The organism is Methylocystis sp. Sn-Cys (assembly GCF_016745395.1).
Classification (GTDB): domain Bacteria; phylum Pseudomonadota; class Alphaproteobacteria; order Rhizobiales; family Beijerinckiaceae; genus Methylocystis; species Methylocystis iwaonis.
Genome location: NZ_JAERVJ010000009.1, coordinates 175,067 through 192,674, shown reverse-complemented (window position 1 = coordinate 192,674; position 17,608 = coordinate 175,067). Strand labels below are relative to the sequence as shown.

The 17,608-nt window shown below is 65.1% G+C and carries 15 protein-coding genes; 4 read left to right on the top strand and 11 right to left on the bottom strand.

The genetic code is table 11. From position 1 onward, the window contains the following. Positions 1–30: 30 nt before the first annotated feature. Together JJT62_RS16685 and JJT62_RS16680 are read right to left on the bottom strand one after the other, a co-directional pair. The gene (locus JJT62_RS16685) at positions 31–1,173 is read right to left on the bottom strand and encodes a LuxR C-terminal-related transcriptional regulator (RefSeq protein ID WP_202073907.1); all 1,143 of its coding nucleotides are present in this window, start codon (positions 1,171–1,173) and stop codon (positions 31–33) included. Positions 1,174–1,206: 33 nt separating this feature from the next. Then, positions 1,207–2,082 carry a transporter substrate-binding domain-containing protein gene (locus JJT62_RS16680; protein ID WP_370568575.1) on the bottom strand — a complete coding sequence of 292 codons (876 nt, stop codon included), beginning with the start codon at positions 2,080–2,082 and terminating at the stop codon, positions 1,207–1,209. Between the two features lie 58 nt (positions 2,083–2,140). Here JJT62_RS16680 and JJT62_RS16675 point away from each other — a divergent pair, with 58 nt between their 5' ends. Beyond that, entirely contained in the window at positions 2,141–4,126 is a 1,986-nt protein-coding gene (locus JJT62_RS16675) for a glycosyltransferase family 2 protein (RefSeq protein WP_202073905.1), read from the top strand. Here the strand turns inward: JJT62_RS16675 and JJT62_RS16670 are convergent. Then, a complete protein-coding gene (locus JJT62_RS16670) occupies positions 4,085–5,158 on the bottom strand; it encodes a DGQHR domain-containing protein (protein WP_202073904.1) in 1,074 nt (357 codons plus the stop codon). The two genes, JJT62_RS16675 and JJT62_RS16670, sit on opposite strands and share 42 nt — an antisense overlap. A 552-nt stretch (positions 5,159–5,710) precedes the next feature. Here JJT62_RS16670 and JJT62_RS16665 point away from each other — a divergent pair. Continuing rightward, positions 5,711–5,932: a DUF2093 domain-containing protein gene (locus JJT62_RS16665; RefSeq protein WP_202073903.1), complete on the top strand. Its 222-nt coding sequence runs from the start codon at positions 5,711–5,713 to the stop codon at positions 5,930–5,932. Here the strand turns inward: JJT62_RS16665 and lpxK are convergent. The 4 genes from lpxK to JJT62_RS16645 all read right to left on the bottom strand — a co-directional run bounded on the left by lpxK (position 5,916) and on the right by JJT62_RS16645 (position 9,430). After that, complete coding sequence (lpxK, locus tag JJT62_RS16660; protein ID WP_202073902.1) at positions 5,916–6,905, bottom strand: tetraacyldisaccharide 4'-kinase; 990 nt, start codon at positions 6,903–6,905, stop codon at positions 5,916–5,918. The genes JJT62_RS16665 and lpxK overlap by 17 nt on opposite strands. A gap of 6 nt (positions 6,906–6,911) precedes the next feature. Further along, entirely contained in the window at positions 6,912–8,189 is a 1,278-nt protein-coding gene (locus JJT62_RS16655) for a 3-deoxy-D-manno-octulosonic acid transferase (protein WP_202073901.1), read from the bottom strand. A 123-nt stretch (positions 8,190–8,312) separates the two neighbouring features. Beyond that, positions 8,313–8,567, bottom strand: a complete 255-nt coding sequence (locus JJT62_RS16650) for a DUF4170 domain-containing protein (RefSeq protein WP_202073900.1) — start codon at positions 8,565–8,567, stop codon at positions 8,313–8,315. Next, on the bottom strand, positions 8,564–9,430 hold the full coding sequence (locus tag JJT62_RS16645; protein ID WP_246744951.1) for a 3'(2'),5'-bisphosphate nucleotidase CysQ: 867 nt from the start codon (positions 9,428–9,430) through the stop codon (positions 8,564–8,566). The genes JJT62_RS16650 and JJT62_RS16645 overlap by 4 nt, the downstream gene beginning before the upstream one ends. 184 nt (positions 9,431–9,614) lie before the next feature. Between JJT62_RS16645 and JJT62_RS16640 the strand changes: the two genes are divergently transcribed. Further along, on the top strand, positions 9,615–10,139 hold the full coding sequence (locus JJT62_RS16640; RefSeq protein ID WP_202073899.1) for a DUF6101 family protein: 525 nt from the start codon (positions 9,615–9,617) through the stop codon (positions 10,137–10,139). Positions 10,140–10,533: 394 nt separating this feature from the next. Here the strand turns inward: JJT62_RS16640 and JJT62_RS16635 are convergent, their stop codons facing one another. Both JJT62_RS16635 and JJT62_RS16630 read right to left on the bottom strand, forming a co-directional pair. Next, positions 10,534–11,361, bottom strand: a complete 828-nt coding sequence (locus JJT62_RS16635; RefSeq protein WP_202073898.1) for a molybdenum storage protein subunit alpha — start codon at positions 11,359–11,361, stop codon at positions 10,534–10,536. A gap of 14 nt (positions 11,362–11,375) precedes the next feature. Beyond that, on the bottom strand, positions 11,376–12,188 hold the full coding sequence (locus JJT62_RS16630) for a uridine kinase (protein WP_202073897.1): 813 nt from the start codon (positions 12,186–12,188) through the stop codon (positions 11,376–11,378). A gap of 392 nt (positions 12,189–12,580) precedes the next feature. Between JJT62_RS16630 and JJT62_RS16625 the strand changes: the two genes are divergently transcribed. Continuing rightward, a complete protein-coding gene (locus JJT62_RS16625) occupies positions 12,581–12,895 on the top strand; it encodes a hypothetical protein (RefSeq protein ID WP_202073896.1) in 315 nt (104 codons plus the stop codon). 329 nt (positions 12,896–13,224) lie between these two features. Here the strand turns inward: JJT62_RS16625 and JJT62_RS16620 are convergent, their stop codons facing one another. Both JJT62_RS16620 and JJT62_RS16615 read right to left on the bottom strand, forming a co-directional pair. Further along, positions 13,225–15,342: a phosphocholine-specific phospholipase C gene (locus JJT62_RS16620; protein WP_202073895.1), complete on the bottom strand. Its 2,118-nt coding sequence runs from the start codon at positions 15,340–15,342 to the stop codon at positions 13,225–13,227. A 168-nt stretch (positions 15,343–15,510) separates the two neighbouring features. After that, positions 15,511–17,574, bottom strand: coding sequence for a YgiQ family radical SAM protein (locus JJT62_RS16615; RefSeq protein WP_202073894.1), 2,064 nt, complete (start codon positions 17,572–17,574; stop codon positions 15,511–15,513). Positions 17,575–17,608: the final 34 nt, after the last annotated feature.

The following is a 17,608-nucleotide window of genomic DNA, read 5'->3' as shown; positions in this document are numbered from 1 at the left end:
GCTCCTCGCAATGACGGTGGAGCCTAATGCTCATCGCCCGACGTTCAAATCTGCCCGCGAACTCTCTGAAAGCCGCGTCTGGCGCGGCTGTCCCTGAGTAGTCTGCGCCAGCAGCATCGCCAGATCGAGCTGGCGGGCGCATCCGGTTTTGGCGAGGAGGGATTTGATCTGCGTCCGCACCGTCTCTTTCGAGACGTCGAACTCCGAGGCGATATCCTCGACGGTCTTTCGCTGCGTGACGGCGCGCGCGACGCGCGCTTCGGCGGGCGTGAGGTCAAAGAGACCCTGAATGAGCGCGGCGTCGGGCGCAGCGGGCGTCGCGACGGGCGTCACCGTCAGCAGGCTGAGCCCGCCGCCGAAAAGCTCGCGGGCAGCGCCGCTGATAGGGATAAGATGAACGACCGCCGGATCGCCCGTGGCGCCCTTTGATGGGAAAGACCGCGCCGAGGCGGCGGCTGGGTACGTCACCCCGGCGAAGGCGCGACGCAACATTCCGTCGGCCGCGGGGTCGATCAAAGCGATACGATCCTTGGGCAGCCAGGCGATATGGGGGCGCATCGCCTCGATCAGCTCATTGGCCGCGAGAACCCTGCCGCCTGCGTCGAGAACCGCCGCAGGTAGGCCGATGATGGCCAGCGCTTGCGCCGCGGCGCGCAGCCGCTCCAGCCGCCAGCGCGCCGCAAGCAATCCGGCGCGCGCGAGATGCGGGCGAAAGGCGTCGAGGCGGGCGATGTCGGCGCGATCGAAGGGGGGCTTGCCAGCGCGGCGGTTGAGCTGGACCAAAACCAGATCGCCCGTGGGCACGGGAATCACCGTCGCCGCGCAATGGTGCAGACCCAGGGGGCCGCACCATTCGCTCATGACGGAGTCCTCGAGCCATTCCTGCTCGCTGAACCCTTCATTATCCGCAACGAATCCCGCACGGTCGAAGGCGATGAGCCGGGCGGTCGCCTGGGTTCGCGCCGCGCCGCCTCCCGGAGCCATCCAGGCGTCGGTGGTCCGCGAATTCATAAGGTCGGAGCAGCGCCAGCCCGTCCAGGCGTCGGCGCGGCGGGTGAGGATGATGCCGCCCGCCGCATCGACCAATTCGCCGAGGTCGTGCAGGATGAGCGGCCATAAATCCGGGTCGGCGGCCGCTTCATAGATGCGCGTGACGGTCGATTCGAAATCCATAGGCTGGACCGGGCGTTCGGAGGGGAGATTAGCTCAGAACGGCCCTATCGGAAAATACTTCAAAAAGAGTTCGCCCAAAACGCCCCGTCGATCGAGCCGCGCCAGCGCGTAATCGAGCGCCCGGCGCAGCGGCGCGTTGCCCTTTTTGACGGCGACGCCGACGCCCTCGCCGAAATAGCGCGGATCGGTGAAGGGGCCGTCCTTGAAGGTGCAGCATCCGCCCGCCTCCGCGCCGTTGAGCCAGAAGGACATGCCGATCGCATCGCCGAAATAGGCCGCCACCTTGCCATTCTTGAGCGCGTTGCGCGCGAGAGCGGTCGTCTCGAAGGTCACGCGTTCGGCGCGCGGATAGAACGTCTCGAGAAAGGCTTCGTAGCGGGAGCCGGCGACGACGGCGACCTTGCGGTCGTCTATCGCCTCTGGGGAAGCAGCGGCGAGCGTCGTATCCGCGAGCGTCGCGAAACGGCCGGGGGTCAGGAAATAAGGGCCCGTGAACTCGACCTGCTTGCGGGTCTCGTCGTTGATCGAGAGAGAGGCGATGACGGCGTCGCCGCTATTGTCGTCCAGCGACGGAATAAGAAGATTCCAGCTTCGTCTCTGGATCGTGCAGGGCAGCTCCAGCTCGGCGCAGATCGCGCGGGCGAGATCGACGTTGAAGCCGGCGAGCTGTCCATCCGCGAGGAGAAAATTGAAAGGCGGATAGTCGTCTTCGGTCAGGAAGCGGATCTGTTTTATGTGCGAGAGATCGGGCTTCTGCAGCGCGCGATGCGGATCGACGAGCGACGGCGCCGCGGGCGCCGGATCGGCGACGGCGGCGACGCTCGCGAGAGCAAAGGCGAGCGCTGCGACGACACCAAGCGAGAGCGCCACTGGAGGATGGGAAAAATTCGAATCAAATTTATTGCGCACCCGATTTTTCTGGCCGATAGTCAAGCTTGTATATTTTTTCATTCATTGAGTTTAGTTCATGAGCAAGGCGTCGGTCGACTATTTTTCCACCGATTCTGGCCCACGCAAGCGCGACGATACGGGCTTTCCCCCGTTGCCTTTGCGCCGCAAAAGCCTCGCGGATGAATCCGCGCGGGAGGGGCGCAGGGCCTCCCGCAGGGTGGAAACGCCGCCCGTCGAAATCGCTTTTCTGCTCGATCACGGCGTCTCGCTCGACGCATTGAACGAAGCCGCCGGATTGGCGCGGCGTCAGGGCGTCTCGGCCGACGCGGCGCTCCTTGCCGAGGGCGTCGTCGAGGAAGCGTTTTTCTACCGCGCCCTCGCTCAGCATCTCGGGGTCGCCTTCATCGACGACACGATCGAGCTCGCGCCCGGCGCGCTTGCCGCGGCGGGGCTCGGCTATGTGCGATTGCGGGATCGCCGCGACGGCGTTCGTTGGCTCTTCGCGCCGTCGGGAACGCAAATCTTTCGTTTGACGAGCGTCGCGCGCGCAGCGAAAGGGCGACCGCTTTTCGCGATCACGACGCGCACGCGTTTTCTGGAGGCGCTTCGCGACGCCTATCCGCGAGACGCCGTGTATGCCGCGAGCCATTCGGCGGAACAGATCGACCGGGATCTTTGCGTGCGCGGCTCGACGACGCGCGCGCCGCTCGCCTGCGCCACGGCGGCGCTGATCTGCATCGTCGTCAGCCTGTTCGCGCCTTTCGAAACCGTCAATCTCGCCGTCGCCTTCGCCCTCGCCGCGGCTTTTCTGGCGAGCGTCGTTCTGCGCCTGAGCGCCTGCGCCTCCAGCGCTTCGGGGCAGAAGGACGCGCGATGGATCGACGATGCGCGGCTTCCCGTCTATACGGTGGTGCTCGCGCTCTACAAGGAAGCGGCCGTCGCGCCGCAACTCGCGCGCGCCATCGACCGTTTCGATTATCCGCGCGCCAAGCTCGACATCAAATTCGTTATCGAGGCCGATGACGCGGAGACGGCTGCGGCCTTGCGCGCGCATCCGCCGCGCGCGCCGCATGAGATCATCATCGCGCCCGACGGAGCGCCGCGCACCAAGCCGCGCGCGCTCAACATCGCCATGCCGCTGGCGCGCGGCGCGCTCGTCGCGGTGTTCGACGCGGAGGATATTCCCGATGCGCGCCAGCTCCGCCGCGCCGCCGCGCTTTTCGCCGCGGCGCCGCCGGATGTCGCTTGCCTGCAGGCGAGTCTTGTCATCGACAATGGCGCGCTCAATTGGATGACGGGCATGTTCGCGCTGGAATATGCGGCGCTTTTCGATGTCTATAACAAGGGGCTGTCCCGGCTCGACCTGCCGCTCTTTCTCGGCGGCACCTCCAATCATTTCCGGCTCGCCGCCCTGCGCGAGATCGGCTTCTGGGACGCCTATAATGTAACCGAGGATGCGGACCTCGGGCTGCGTCTCGCGCGCGCGGGCTTCGCGGTGCGCACTTTCGATTCCCACACATTCGAGGAGGCGCCGGCCGTCTTTCGGGCGCTCGTCAAACAGCGCACGCGCTGGTTCAAGGGCTGGATGCAGACGGCGATCGTTCATTGCCGCCATCCCGCGGGCTTCTTCGCCGATCTCGGGGCGCGGCGGGCTTTCGCCGTGCTCGCGATGTTGGCCGGCGGCGTTTTGGGGCCGCTGCTCGGCCCGCTCCTGATGTGCCGCCTGGCCTATCACGCCCTTTTCGGCGCATTGCTGCGGCCGACGACATTCTTCGAGACGGCGTGCTGCGGGCTATGGTGCTTTCTCGCGCTGTCAGGAGCGGCGGCGCTGCTTTGGCCCATCCTCGCCGGGATGCGGCGACGGCGCCTTACCGCACTTCGAAATGCGCTGCCCCATCTGCCGATCTGGCTTTTCATGCTCAGCATCGCCTGTTGGCGCGCCTTTTTCGAGCTCTGGCTGCGGCCCTTCCATTGGGAGAAGACCGAGCATGGGCTCACCATGCGCGGCCATCCGGAGGGCTCAGGCGAACAGCCATTGTTTGAGCAGGAAGCCGGCGCTTAGCGCCTTGCTGTAATGCTCGTGCAGCATGATATGCGTCATGCCGGCCCGCGGCAGATCGCTTTTCTTCAATCGCCGGAAGAAGGGAACGAGCACTTCCTCGAAATTGCGCACCGTATATTGGCCGCCATGCCGGTCGGCGACGCGCCCCGCGACATTGGTGAAGAGCAGCATTAGCGCCTTGAACAGAACTGGGTTGGCGATGTTCTGATCGATGGCGTGAAGCCCCAGGCCATGACGGCAGGCGAGAATATAGGCGTTGAGAACGACATAGACTTCCTCGGCCGGCGCGCCATCGAAGGCGCCTTTGATCGACCGCAGCGCCGCATTGAAGGTCACGCGGGAAATCATGCCCTTCTTGCGTTCGGCGGGGCTGAGGAAGCCGGCCAGCGCGGAATCCTCGCGCGTATGGAAGGCGTCGAAAACATTGTGCAGCAGCGCCTCGGTTTCCGTCTCCAATTCCGAGAGTCGACGGATATCCAGCAAAAGCTCGTTAGGCACCGGACGCTGCTTGGTGTTGATATCCATGAACAGCCGGCATTCCTGCGCGCGCGTCAGCCTGTTGTAGATCACAACCGGCACGTTCACCGAGGATTTGGCGAGCTTGAAGCCGAAGACGCGATGCTGCCCGTCGATGATGAGAAAGGCTTTCGGGTCCTTGCGGAAAGTGAGGGCGCCCTCGTCCTTGTCATAGGAGAGATGCGCGCGGGTCTGCGCCGAGAGCACCACGGCTCCGGGGACTGTGCCCAAACCCGCGTCGATGTAACGCGCAATCGATCTTGCGCGCCGCTCGTCGAGCAGGCGTTGGAAACCGTCGGTCGGATTTTCAGCCCGAGCCTCGACCGTGCAGGTCTGGGCGAGAAGATCGCTCGGGAGCACGAGGGAATAGAAACGATGCTTGCCCTGGGTGACGATCAACGCGCGCTCCGAGATCGTTTTGACCTTGGCGGCGTCGCGCGGGCTGGCGGCGGAGAACTCGGCGTCGTGGGGCAGGGGGTGGGAATCGGCCAGATCGCCTATGGTGTCCCGATCCATTATCGTGATCCCATCGAAGCGCGAACTTGACAGCGTTCGCGAAAGGCTGACTCGACGAATCAAAAATCGGCACTTGCGCGAAAGGCTAGGCGCGAATGGCGACGGGAACAAGACCGCTGTGTTTCTTATTCGGGCAATCGTGTTGACGTCGGGCGTGAGCCCATCCCTCCGCTTTACGGAGGGTGGCCCCGCCATAGGGCGTCTTGTAAGGCGCCCGTCTTAAGACGGGCTATGGCGGGGTCGGGTGGGGTAAAGCCCCACCACTGCCGTTGCGGCGTGAGCCCCACCCGGCGGCCTTTGGCCGCCGACCTCCCCGTAAAAGGGGAGGTATGGGTGGCTAACGACGCAGTTTGGCGCGAAAAGGCTGGAAACTCTGGCGATGTCGGTCGAGGGTTCCAGCGATTGTTCGCGCTTCCTTTGGCGCCCGCGGGGTTGTAGACTTTCCGTCAAATCGGCCGGCCGGAGAGGGCGACGCCCATGAGGTCGATCATCTCGTCGATCCGACGACTGACAGGTCAGCCGCTGACGCGGCGCTTCAACAGAAGATATCGAATGAACCGCTACGAACGCACGCCGCAGCCGGCCGGGGAAGCCGAGATCGAGTATCTCGACGGCGAATATCGCATCCGCAAGCCCGGCGCCTATGTGCGCTGCGCCGTGACCGGCGAGCCCATCCCGCTCGAGGATCTGCGCTACTGGAACGTCGATCTGCAGGAGCCTTACGCCGGCCCGCACGCCAAGCTCATGAAGCTCGGGGTCAAGAAGCCCGACTGAGACGCGCGCGGGAAAGCGCGGCGTCGAGCGTCTCCAGGACGGCTTCCGGCTCGGTAAAGGTGAGGCTGATGGGCAGAGCCTCTGCGGCGAACGCGGGCGGGAGGCGGACGGCGTCCTTCTCGGTTGTGACGAGCGTGGCGCCCTGCCGGCGCGCAAGCGCAATCAACTCGGCGAGGTCGCTTTCGCCGTAGCGATGGTGGTCGGGAAAGGCCCGGGTCGCAACGACGTCGGCGCCTGTCTCCGCCAGGGTGTGGAAGAACTTTTCAGGGCGTCCGATTCCGGCGAAGCCGATGACTCGCCTGCCTGCTAATGCCTTTGCCGCTTGCGGGTCGGGAACGATTTGCGCCTCGAAAACCGGCTTTTTGCAAGACCTGCTAAGCACCCGCCCGGCAGCGCCCTCGCCGATGACGATCAGAGCGTCGGCGACCGCCATCTGCGCCTCGAGCGGCGCGCGCAGCGGGCCGGCGGGTAGGCAGCGGCCATTGCCCGCGCCATAGTCCGAGTCGATCACGAGCAGCGAGAGGTCTGGCGAGAGCCTCTGGCTGTGGAAGCCGTCGTCCAAAATGAGAAGGGTTGCCCCCAGGCCGCGCGCGAGCGCCGCGCTTGCTGCGCGATCCGCGCCGACAATGGCGAGCGCGTGGCGCGAGAGCAGCGCCGCCTCGTCGCCCACGGTTGCCGCGTCGTCCGGCGGTGAAACAGCGAAGGGCTCGGAGCGCCCGCTACGCCTGCCGTAGCCCCGTGAGAGCAGCGCGGGACTTTCGCCTTGCGCGGAAAGCAGCTTCGCAAGCGCGATGACGAGCGGCGTTTTACCGTCGCCGCCAATGGTCAAGCCCCCGACGACGATCGTTGGCAGAGCGGCGCGCGGCGCCTTGCGGGCCAAGCGCCCGCGGGCGACCGCGCCATAGAGATGGCCGAAGGGAGACAGCAGACGAGAAGCGACTCCTTCCGTTCGCCAGAACTGGGGCGCGCGCATGAGCGCTCAGCGCCCGGAGGCGGCGACTTGCGCGAGAAAGGGCTCGACCGCCGTCATGATCGCGCGCGAGGCGCCGCCGAGCTTGTCGACCGCTTCGGCGCCGGCGCGGCCCATGCGGCGCATGCGGGCGGGTTCGGAGAGGAGATATTGCGCGGCGCGCGCCAGCGCGGCGGCGTCGGCGACGCGCGCCGCCGCCTTGGCGGCGGCCAGCTCCGTGTAGATTTCGTTGAAATTGTCGATATGCGGCCCGTAGAGCACCGCACAGCCGAGCTTCGCCGGCTCGATGGGGTTCTGCCCGCCGCCGGGAACAAGCGATTTGCCCATGAAGACAACGCCGACGCTGCGAAAGAAGAGGCCGAGTTCGCCGATCGTGTCGGCGACATAGATCTGCGTTTCGCGGCGCGGCTCGCCGTCGCGCGTGCGCAGGGCGGTCGCAAAGCCTTGCGCTTGCGCCAGCTCTGCGATTTCCGCGCCGCGCTCGCGATGCCGCGGCGCAATGACGGTCAGCAGATTGGGGATCTGCTTGCTGATCTCGGCATGGGCGGCGAGGATCAATTCCTCTTCGCCCGCATGCGTCGACACCGCCGCCCAGACCGGACGGGCGCCGACCGCGCCGTTGAATTCGGCGAGACGCGCGGCGTCCACAGGCGGCGGCGCCACGTCGAATTTCAGATTGCCGGCGATGCGCACGCAGGGCGCGCCCAGCGCCAGAAAGCGCGCCGCATTCTCCGAGTCCTGCGCCAGGCATAGATCGATCGCGCCGAACACACGGCGGGCGGCGCTCGGCAAGCCGCTCCAGCGCTCCGCGGATTTGCGCGAGATGCGGGCGTTGGCGAGCAGCAACGCCACCCCCCGCGTGCGCAGCGAGGCGACCATATTCGGCCACAGCTCCGACTCGGCGAAGACGGCGATGTCCGGGCGCCAATAATCCAGGAAGCGATTGACGAAACGTGGGGCGTCGAGCGGGACATATTGGTGGAAGGCGCCGGCCGGCAGCCGCTGCGTGAGAATGCGCGCCGAGGAGACCGTTCCGCTCGTCACCAGCACTTCCGCGCCGCGCTGGATGAAGCGCTCGACCAGCGGCAGCAGCGAGACCGTCTCGCCAAGGCTTGCGCCATGCAGCCAGATCAGGCGCCCTTCCGGCCGCTCGCGCGAGGCGACGCCCAGACGTTCGTCGAGCCGGTCTCGGTCTTCCTTGCCACGGGAGGCGCGCCAGTTGAGGCCGGCTCCGGCAAAGGGCGTCGCGGCGATGGTCGCCAATCGATAAAGCTTCAGGAGCGGCATGTTTACCGTGCTACGCAAACGCTTCGGCCCGAGGCCGCGCCGATTGGCCTAAGCGGCGTCGCGCTTCCCCGACAAGAATAATGCTCCCAAAACCGGCGGATTTTGGAAAGCGCCAAGCTCGCTTCAGAGCTTGTCGTGCTCGGGGTCGAGAAGCTTGTAGAGATGGACGACGAAATAACGCATATGCGCGTTGTCGACGGTCGCCTGCGCCTTCGCCTTCCAGGCGGCGACGGCGCTGTCATTGTCGGGATAGACGCCGACGATGTCGAGCTTGGCGGGATCGCGGAAGGTCACGCCGTCGAGCGCCTCCAGCTCGCCGCCGAAGACGAGATGCAGAAGCTGCTTGTCCTGTTTCGCGGGCGTCGCCTTCTTTGTCATGACCACTTTATTCCTTTCGAAACGTCCAGAGCTATCGTTCTCGTGTCCTCGATGAGAGGCTTGGGCGCGGCGACGAGCATGCCGCGCTTCGAGGAGCTGCGATTATAGGTGATCTCGCCCCCCTCGACCTCTTCGAGGGCGATCCCGGCCTCCTCCAGAATGACGTCGGCCGCGGCGATATCCCAATCGCGTGCATTGGGCGAAGAGATGACGAGATCGTGACGCCCGGCGGCAATATCCACGAGCCGCAGCGCCAGAGAGGGCGTGCGCGGCGCGATCGCAATATTGTGCGGCAGAGCGGCGATACGCTCATGCAGCGGCCGCGGCGCGATGACCATGGCGCCGGCGAGCGTGGCGCGGCTGAGCGGCGAGAGACGCTCGCCGTTGAGAAAGGAGCCGAGCCCGCGCGCGGCGGTAAATGTTTCCCCGCGCGCCGGCGCATGGACGACGCCGATCGTCGGCCGCCCGCGCTCGACGAAGGCGAGGGAGACCGCCCAGCGCTCGTCGCCGCGGGTGAAGGCCTGTGTGCCGTCGATGGGGTCGACGACGAAGATCGCCTCGCGCGACAGGCGCGCGTCAGTGTCGGCGGTTTCCTCGGAGAGCCAGCCGGCCTCGGGCGCGAGCCGGCGCATTTCCTCGAAGAGGAAACGGTCCACCGCGAAATCGGCCTCGGTCACCGGCGAGCCGCCGCCTTTGTAAGAGATCGCCGCCGCCGTGCGGGCGCCTGGGCGGAAATAGGCCATGGCGATGTCGCCGGCCTCGCGCGTAATCGCTTCGAGGCGCGACAGGAAGGCGGGACGGTCGGATTCGACGAGCGGCATCACGAGAAGCAGTAGGGGAGCCGCGGCTTGCCCGCAAGACATTCGCGGATGCGAATTGCCGACAATTTGATCAAATGTGTTTCCCCGCATTTACCTTGGAGTCGGGATAACGGCTCAAATGCAATGGTTTACGCTGCATTCACCAGGGTTTTTAGCAACTTTGCCGGGGCTCGCGCGGCAGGATCGTGGGGACAAAAGGAACAGCCCGAGCCCGAGGAGTGAAGCCATGTTCGAAGCCGGCAATGCGCGCAAGATCGATGAAGCCTTTCTCGTTCAACGCGACTGGCGTGCGGATGGCGGCGTGCGGCGCGTGCGCGTCACGCGCAGCGACATCCTCATCTCGCGGCGCTTCAACGGCGTCGATATGATGATCGCCGTGCCGGCGCCGGCCTATTGCGGCGTCGTGCTGGACGTCGTCGAGGGGCAGGATGGGGCGCCCTGCTACCGCCTCTCGCTCGCGCATCGCGACCGCGACCTCGATGTCGTGCTGGCGGAAACCCAGGACAGCGGCGACGCCGCGGCGGACTGGAAATATTGGGCGAGCTGGCTCGCCTTGCCGCGGCTCGCGGCCGAGAACGGCAAGCTCGCCAAGGTCGATGCGGCGGGTTCGTCGCTTACGGTCTTCCCGCGCCGGGGCGCCTCCAGCCTGCGTAGCCGTCGCCCGCGCTTTCTCACGCGCCGCAAGACGGGCGTCGCCGCGCGCATGGCCGAGGTCTTCGCCGGCGAGCGCGAGATCATCTGCTACGAGTGAGTCGCCGGCCGCGTAATTAGTGATAGCGATCTGGCGTCATGATCCCGTACCTCCCCTTTACGGGGAGGTCGGCGACCGAAGGCCGCCGGGTGGGGTTCGAGCCGCAACGACAGTGGTGGGCTTTACCCCACCCGACCCCGCCATAGCCCGTCTTTTAAGACGGGCGTCTTAAAAGACGGGCTATGGCGGGGCCACCCTCCCCGTAAAGGGGAGGGATGGGCTCACGCCCGGCGCTCGCGCGCTGCCCTGGAGGGTCAGAAACCTGCGGCCCGCTTGCCAAATCGCCTGCCGTCATTGCGAGCGAAGCGAAGCAATCCAGGGCCGTGATGTGGCCCTGGATTGCTTCGTCGCTTACGCTCCTCGCAATGACGGTGAGCGCTAAAATCCGCAGCGCTCAGGCCGCCTGCGCGCCGGTGCGGACAATTGTCCCGACATGCTCGCCGCGCAGCGCGGCGGTCAGCCGGCCCGGAACGAGTCCGTTGACCACCTGCACCCGCTCGAGATGCCGCGCATTCGCCATGACCTCGAGGAGCGCGCGGTCGAAAGGCAGCGCATCGAGCTTCGAAAGCTCGGCGCCGCTCGCCTCGCGGATCAGCTCGGCCCGCTCGCCGCCGGGGCCTTTGGGGTCGGTCGTATAGACCCCGTCCACGTCCTCCACGATCGTCAGACCAGCCGCGCCGAGCGCGTCGGCGAGCAGAAACGCGCCGGTGTCCGCGCGGTGCATGGGGATGCGCGAGTTCGGGAATTCGTGGTGGTGGTAGGGCGGAAAGGCGCTTCCGACCACCGCGCGGGCCGCGGAGAGATGGATGGCGAGCTGGTTGGCGATGGTCGGGTGCTCGACATAGGAGACGCCCTCCGGCGCGAGCAGCGAGGCGAGGATATGACCGTTCTGGCCGGCTTCGCTCGCCGCGAGCGGGGCCAGCGAGCCCACCGGCAGGCCGAGATCGAGCCCCACGCCATAGAGGTGGCGAGCGCGCACGCCCGCGCCGGTCAGGATCAGCAGACGGTGCTCGGGCAGGAGCTTACGGATTTCGTCGACGATCGGGAGGATGGCGTCCGCGCCGCGATCCATGATCGAGCGGCCGCCGATCTTCACGACCTGCAGCCAGGGGAGGAGCCGGATCGGGCGGCGGCCGGCGACCGGGCGGGTGAGATCGCCGTCGAGAAGGGTCTGGCGCGCGAGCGGCGAGGCGACGTGCTTGATGCTATTGGCGTCGGTCATGGGAAAAAACTCTTTTAGCTCGCGGTGATGATCGTGCCGACATGCTCGCCGGCCAGCGCGCGTGTCAGATTGCCGGGGACAAGGCCGTTGACGACCTGCACTTCGCGGACGTGGCGCGCGGCTTTCAGCAGATCGAGCATGGGGAACTCGAGGATCGAGTCGTGCAGCCCCTGCGCCTTCATCTCATCGACCGAAATCTTCGGGATGAACTTCGCGCCTTTCGCGGTTTTGGGGTTGGCGGTGTAGAGGCCGTTTTCGTCCTTCACGAAGATCATCGCCTTGCAGCCGAACTGCTCGGCGACGAGGAAACATCCGGCGTCGGTGCGATAAGGCGGGATGACGCCCTCGGGCGCGGGGCGCATCCAGACGTTGTAGGGCGGCATGCCGCTGAAGATGACGGCGTTCACCTCGGCGAGGTAAAGCGGCACCGCCGAGAGCGCGGCGCCGTTGACGGCGGAGACGCCGTATTTGGCGAGCAACTGTCCAAGCATTGCGGCGTTCTGGTCGGCGACCGAGGCGCCGAGCTGCGAGAGCACGCCCGCCGGCAGGCCGAGCCCCGCCGCAATCGAATAGAGATGCCGGGCGCGCGTGCCCGCGCCGGTGCCGATCAGCAGCTTATGGGATTTGCGGGCGGCGACGATCTCGTCCACCAGCGGATAGACCGCCGCGCGGCCACGGTCGATGACGCTTTGCCCGCCGATCTTGATGACCGTCGCGTCCGGCAGAATGCGGAAATCGGCGGCGGACTCGGCCGCCGCCAGAAGCTGCGCGTCGGTCAGCGACCGTTGCATGAGGAGGGCGTCGAGCGCGGCCGTCGTATTGGCCATGAGGGCAACCTTTCGTGATATCTACAAATATTTATTCCACTGTCTCGATACAGCTTCGAGAATTACCTCGCAATATGCGGGAATTCTGCTTTTTTTACTGCACGGAAAACACGGCAAATGCTTCGCCGGAAAAGAGGACGGAAAACGCCTGCGCCGGATTTGCGATGCGGCGTCGCGCCGTCACATCCCCAAGCAGGGCATCAAAATTGCTTGGCGGTGCTGCCAGGCGAAACGGGTTGTCGAGCGACTTCCCACACGTCCGGCGTGCGACATCAAATCCGCTTGATTGGCTCGTTACGCGAGCCGCTCGGGCGGAAATCACATGAGAGAGGCTTCCTTCGTCTTGGTGACGAAGAAGCCGACGATCCCTCGAGCGTGGGGCAGTCGAGAAGATGCAAGTCACATTCATCCGGAATACGTCAGATGGCCGCGCAATCGAAGTCATCGGTCCCTATGTCTGCGTGGCGCGCGAGCCGGTCGCCGACGGGATCGTCGAGATCGCGACCCATCCCAATCGCAAAGCGATCCTGGCGAGTGTGCCCAATGCGACGCATATGGCGGGACCGCTCGTTTTGACCGCGGAAGAAGCCTCGGCGGTCCGCGGCGCCCTCGCAGCCGCGCAGCCGGCGCCCGTCGAGCCGAGCGAAATCGACAGGCGCTTTCGCGAGGCTTACAACACTCGAAGCCGTCGGGAGGGCATCGAGTAATACGAGATCAGCTTGATTGGTTCGGTGTCATTCCCGACGCTCGCGCAGCGAGCGATCGGGAATCCAGAGCCAAACCAGCGCTTTTGTGGCTCTGGATTCCCGATCGGGCCTTCGGCCCGTCGGGAATGACAAGCCCCAATCCGAGCTATTCAAACGGAAACGGTATAAGGGGCGCGCGGCAAGTTTGACGCGCGGCCGTCAGTGGTTGGCGCTGAGGCGCAAGCTCATCTCGATCGTCGAAATCACGCGCCGCTTGCCTTGGGACGTATGCGACAAGGCCGCCGCTCAATTGCCAGAGCGGCGGCCCCGCGAAATCTTACGCCGGACGGCTATTCGTTCTCGTGTTCGACCTCGGCGGATTTGACACGCTTGCCGCCGTTCGAGCCGAAGGCCGGGTCGCTGACGCTGTCCTTGCCGTTTTCGATATGACCCGCGAGACGGCGCTCGAAGCTCTTGTCCTCATCGATGGTGATCAGCAGATCGTACCAGCCGAAGCTGGCTTCCAGCGGCCAGGACTTCTCGAAACGCTCGCCCGGGGAAAGACGCCGCTTTGCCGTGTGGCCAGTATAGGCGTTGAAGATCGTGACGGTGCGGGCGCTCGCTCCGCGATTTGCGACAACGATCTCGAAGTCGCGATACGCCTCCTCCTCCTCCTCGTTCTTGTAATGGGTGCCGACATAGAGGTCGGCCGAGCCAGCCGCGACGCCGCCCTTGAAGGTGCGAAGGAAGCCGTTCGGGCCATAAACCGAGAAGTCGTACAGACCGCTGACCGGGACCTTCAAGCTGTCGGAAAGCGACTTGCCGGCCTCGACCGTATAGCTCCATGGGCCAGAGGAAGCGTCGCCCGAACGCACCTGTAGCCAGGCCCCCGCCTTGCCTTTGTTGGCAATTTCGAGGTGGAACGTCTTCGCGAGGTCGAGGGCGCCTTTCACATCGAGCGCATAGGGCAGTGGGCGGGCGTAGCGCGCGCCGGTTTCCTGTTTCGGCATCGCCTGCTGGGTCGGCAGGGTGGGGACGTAGCTGGGATGTCGCTGCCGGTCCGGCGGCGCGTAAGACGCCGTGCTCGGCAGGGCGACGAAGCGTTTGTCGGGCCGCGTGAAATCGAAGGCCGAGGTCAGATCGCCGCAGATCGCGCGGCGCCACGGCGAGATTTGCGTTTCGACAACGCCGAAGCGACGCTCGATGAAGCGAATGACCGAGGTGTGATCGAACAATTCGGAGCAGACGTAGCCGCCTTTGCTCCAGGGCGAGATGGCGAACAGCGGCACGCGCGCGCCGAGGCCGTAGGGGCCCGCGGCGTATTTCGCGCCGCCCGCATAAATCTCGTGCGTCGTGGCGACCGTCGAGAGACCTTGCGACGGCGATTGCGGCGCATAAGGCGCAACGACGTGATCGAAGAAGCCGTCGTTCTCATCGTAATTGATGATCAGGACGGTCTTGCTCCAGACTTCCGGATTGGAGGTCAGCGCGTCGAGAACTTGCGAGATGTACCAGGCGCCGTAATTGACCGGCCAGTTCGAATGTTCGGTATAGGCCTCGGGAGCGGTGATCCAGGAGACTTGCGGCAGCGCATTGCGACGCACGTCGTCGCGAAGAATGTCGAACAACGCGCCGCCAACGGCGATGTTCGTGCCGGTCTTCGCCTTGTCGGCGAGCGGCGCGCCCGGCTGGGCGTTTTGATATTGGTGGAAATAGAGCAGCGAATTGTCGCCGTAATTGCCGATATAGGGATCGGTCGTCCAGCCCCACGATCCGGCGTCGTTCAGTCCCGTCCCGATGTCCTGATAGACCTTCCAGGACACGCCGGCTTTTTCCAGAAGCTCCGGATAGGTGCGCCAGTCGTAGCCGGCCTCGGAATTGTCGAGGGCGGGGCCGCCATTGGCGCCGTCATTGCCGACCCAGCCGGTCCACATGTAATAGCGGTTGGGGTCGGTCGCTCCCATGAAGGAGCAGTGATAAGCGTCGCAAATGGTGAAGGCGTCGGCCAAGGCGTAATGGAACGGAATGTCTTCCCGGGTCATATAGGCCATGGTCAGCGGGCCCTTGGCCGCGACCCACTGGTCGTATTGACCATTATTCCAGGCCTTGTGGGCGTCCGGCCAATTATGCGGCGTGCCGGCCAGGAACTGCGCTCCGACCGGGCGCGCGTCCGGACGGTACGGCAAGAGTTCGCCGGCGCCATAGGGCTGATGAAACACTGATTTCTTGGATGGCAGAAAGGCCGGACGCGGATCGCCAAACCCGCGCACGCCGCGCAGGCTGCCGAAATAGTGATCGAAGGAGCGGTTCTCCTGGGTCAGGACGACGATATGTTCGACGTCCTGGATCGTGCCCGTCCGTCTATTCGCCGGCAGCGCCAGCGCGCGTTCGATGCTCTGCGGAAAACACGTGGCGAGCGCTGCGCTGCCAGCAAGGCGCATAAAATCGCGGCGGTTACTCGCGGTCATTGTGTCGGCCCCCAAGGCTGTGCTTGCGGGGCTCACTAACAAGGGGCAACGACACACCGGTGACGGGGCTTTGACAAAATGACGACAGCTATTTGTGAATCCAGGGCGGCGATGCGGCCCTGGATTGCTTCGTCGGCTCCGCCTCCTCGCAATGACGGCGGTGATTATTTATTTGACGGCCGGCTTTCGATAGGCGACGCCCTTCGTGAGGAACTTACGCTCGCCTGACGCTCCGCGCCTAATAGAGGGGCCGCCCTCGCCGGTTCCTTTGGGCTGCCAATTCGGCACGAGCTGATGCTTGCCGGGCCCGATGAGGTCGGCGCGGCCCATGACTTTCAGCGCCTCGCGCAGCATCGGCCAGTTCTCGGGATCGTGATAGCGCAGGAAAGCCTTGTGCAGGCGCCGCTGCCTTATCCCCTTCACCGCGTCGACTTGCTCGGACGCCCCGCGCCGCACGGGTTTCAGCGGATTGAAGCCCGAGTGATACATGGCTGTCGACAGCGCCATGGGCGAGGGCAGATAGGTCTGCACCTGATCGGCGCGATATTTATTGCGCTTCAGCCATAGCGCCAGATTCATCATGTCCTCATCCGTCGTGCCCGGATGCGCCGCGATGAAATAGGGGATGAGGTAATATTCCTTCTTCGCCGCGCGCGCCGCCGCGTCGAATAATTGCTTGAAGCGGTCGTAAGAGCCGATGCCCGGCTTCATCATCTTGGAGAGCGGGCCGCTTTCCGTATGTTCGGGCGCAATCTTCAAATAGCCGCCGACGTGATGCTCGACGAGCTCGCGAATATAGGCCGGGCTTTTCACCGCGAGGTCGTAGCGCACGCCGGAAGCCACCATCACCTTCTTCACGCCCGGAAGCGCGCGCGCCTTGCGATAGAGTTCGATCAGCGCGTCGTGGCTGGTGTTCAGGTTCTTGCAAATGTCGGGATAGACGCAGGACGGGCGCCGGCACAGCGCCTCTGTCTCTTTGTCACGGCAGGCCATGCGATACATATTGGCCGTAGGTCCGCCGATGTCGGAGATAATGCCGGTGAAGCCTTCCGTCTTGTCGCGAATGATCTCGATCTCTTTGAGGATCGAGGCTTCCGAACGCGATTGGATGACGCGGCCTTCGTGCTCGGTGATCGAGCAGAAGGAACAGCCGCCAAAGCAGCCGCGCATGATCGTCACCGAATGGCGGATCATCTCCCAGGCGGGGATTTTGGCGCCGTCGTAAGAGGGGTGCGGCGCGCGCGCGAAGGGCAGGTCGTAGACGGCGTCCATCTCCGCTGTGGTGAGCGGAATGGGCGGCGCGGTGAGCCAGACGTCCTTGTTGCCGTGCCGCTGCGTCAGCGGGCGGGCGTTGCCGGGATTGCTCTCCTTATGCAGCACGCGCGAAGCGCGCGCATAGGCTTCCGGGTCGCTCGATACTTGTTCGTAGGCGGGCAGGCGGATGACGACATCGGCGCCGCTGCGCGCATCGTCCTTGCGCAGACGCCCTTCGTCGGCGCTGTCGATATCTTCGGCCGAGGCTTCGACCCAGCCTTCGGGCGTGGCGTCGCGCAGCAAAGCAAGGCCGCGAATGTCGGAGAAATCCTGCGCCAGCCCGCGCTTGGCGATGCGATGCGCGACCTCGACCAGCGCCCGCTCGGCGTTGCCGTAGAGCAGCAGGTCTGCCTTGGCGTCGAGCAGGATGGAGCGGCGCACCTTATCGGACCAATAGTCGTAATGGGCGATGCGGCGCAGCGAGGCCTCGATGCCGCCGAGCACAATGGGCGTCTCGGGGAAGGCTTCGCGGGCGCGTTGGGCGTAGACGATAACCGAGCGGTCCGGCCGTTTGCCGCCCTCGCCGCCCGCCGTGTAGGAGTCGTTCCTGCGGATGCGGCGGTCCGACGTATAGCGGTTGACCATCGAATCCATATTGCCGCTGGTGACGCCGAAGAAGAGGTTCGGCTTGCCGAGCTTTTTGAAGTCCGAGGCGTCGCGCCAATCGGGCTGCGAAATGATCCCGACGCGAAAGCCTTGTGCCTCCAGAAGGCGTCCGACGATCGCCATGCCGAAGCTCGGGTGGTCGATATAGGCGTCGCCAGTGACGAGGACGATGTCGCAGGAATCCCAGCCGAGCGCCTCCATCTCCGCCCGCGACATGGGCAGGAAGGGCGCGACGCCGAAGCGATGCGCCCAATATTTCCGGTAGGAAAAAAGCGGCTTGGCGCTTTGCAGGGGTGGGGTCGTAGATGCCATGGCGGTACTAGGCGGGTTTTTCCTGGGGCGTCAA

What these genes read in the sequence shown, in the direction of transcription:
- JJT62_RS16615 (WP_202073894.1), bottom strand. Translation starts at nt 17,574, where the DNA reads ATGGCATCTACGACCCCACCCCTGCAAAGCGCCAAGCCGCTTTTTTCC.
- JJT62_RS16650 (WP_202073900.1), bottom strand. Translation starts at nt 8,567, where the DNA reads ATGACAAAGAAGGCGACGCCCGCGAAACAGGACAAGCAGCTTCTGCAT.
- JJT62_RS16645 (WP_246744951.1), bottom strand. Translation starts at nt 9,430, where the DNA reads ATGTCTTGCGGGCAAGCCGCGGCTCCCCTACTGCTTCTCGTGATGCCG.
- JJT62_RS16685 (WP_202073907.1), bottom strand. Translation starts at nt 1,173, where the DNA reads ATGGATTTCGAATCGACCGTCACGCGCATCTATGAAGCGGCCGCCGAC.
- lpxK (WP_202073902.1), bottom strand. Translation starts at nt 6,905, where the DNA reads ATGCGCGCGCCCCAGTTCTGGCGAACGGAAGGAGTCGCTTCTCGTCTG.
- JJT62_RS16655 (WP_202073901.1), bottom strand. Translation starts at nt 8,189, where the DNA reads ATGCCGCTCCTGAAGCTTTATCGATTGGCGACCATCGCCGCGACGCCC.
- JJT62_RS16630 (WP_202073897.1), bottom strand. Translation starts at nt 12,188, where the DNA reads ATGGCCAATACGACGGCCGCGCTCGACGCCCTCCTCATGCAACGGTCG.
- JJT62_RS16620 (WP_202073895.1), bottom strand. Translation starts at nt 15,342, where the DNA reads ATGACCGCGAGTAACCGCCGCGATTTTATGCGCCTTGCTGGCAGCGCA.
- JJT62_RS16625 (WP_202073896.1), top strand. Translation starts at nt 12,581, where the DNA reads ATGCAAGTCACATTCATCCGGAATACGTCAGATGGCCGCGCAATCGAA.
- JJT62_RS16670 (WP_202073904.1), bottom strand. Translation starts at nt 5,158, where the DNA reads ATGGATCGGGACACCATAGGCGATCTGGCCGATTCCCACCCCCTGCCC.
- JJT62_RS16635 (WP_202073898.1), bottom strand. Translation starts at nt 11,361, where the DNA reads ATGACCGACGCCAATAGCATCAAGCACGTCGCCTCGCCGCTCGCGCGC.
- JJT62_RS16665 (WP_202073903.1), top strand. Translation starts at nt 5,711, where the DNA reads ATGAACCGCTACGAACGCACGCCGCAGCCGGCCGGGGAAGCCGAGATC.
- JJT62_RS16675 (WP_202073905.1), top strand. Translation starts at nt 2,141, where the DNA reads ATGAGCAAGGCGTCGGTCGACTATTTTTCCACCGATTCTGGCCCACGC.
- JJT62_RS16640 (WP_202073899.1), top strand. Translation starts at nt 9,615, where the DNA reads ATGTTCGAAGCCGGCAATGCGCGCAAGATCGATGAAGCCTTTCTCGTT.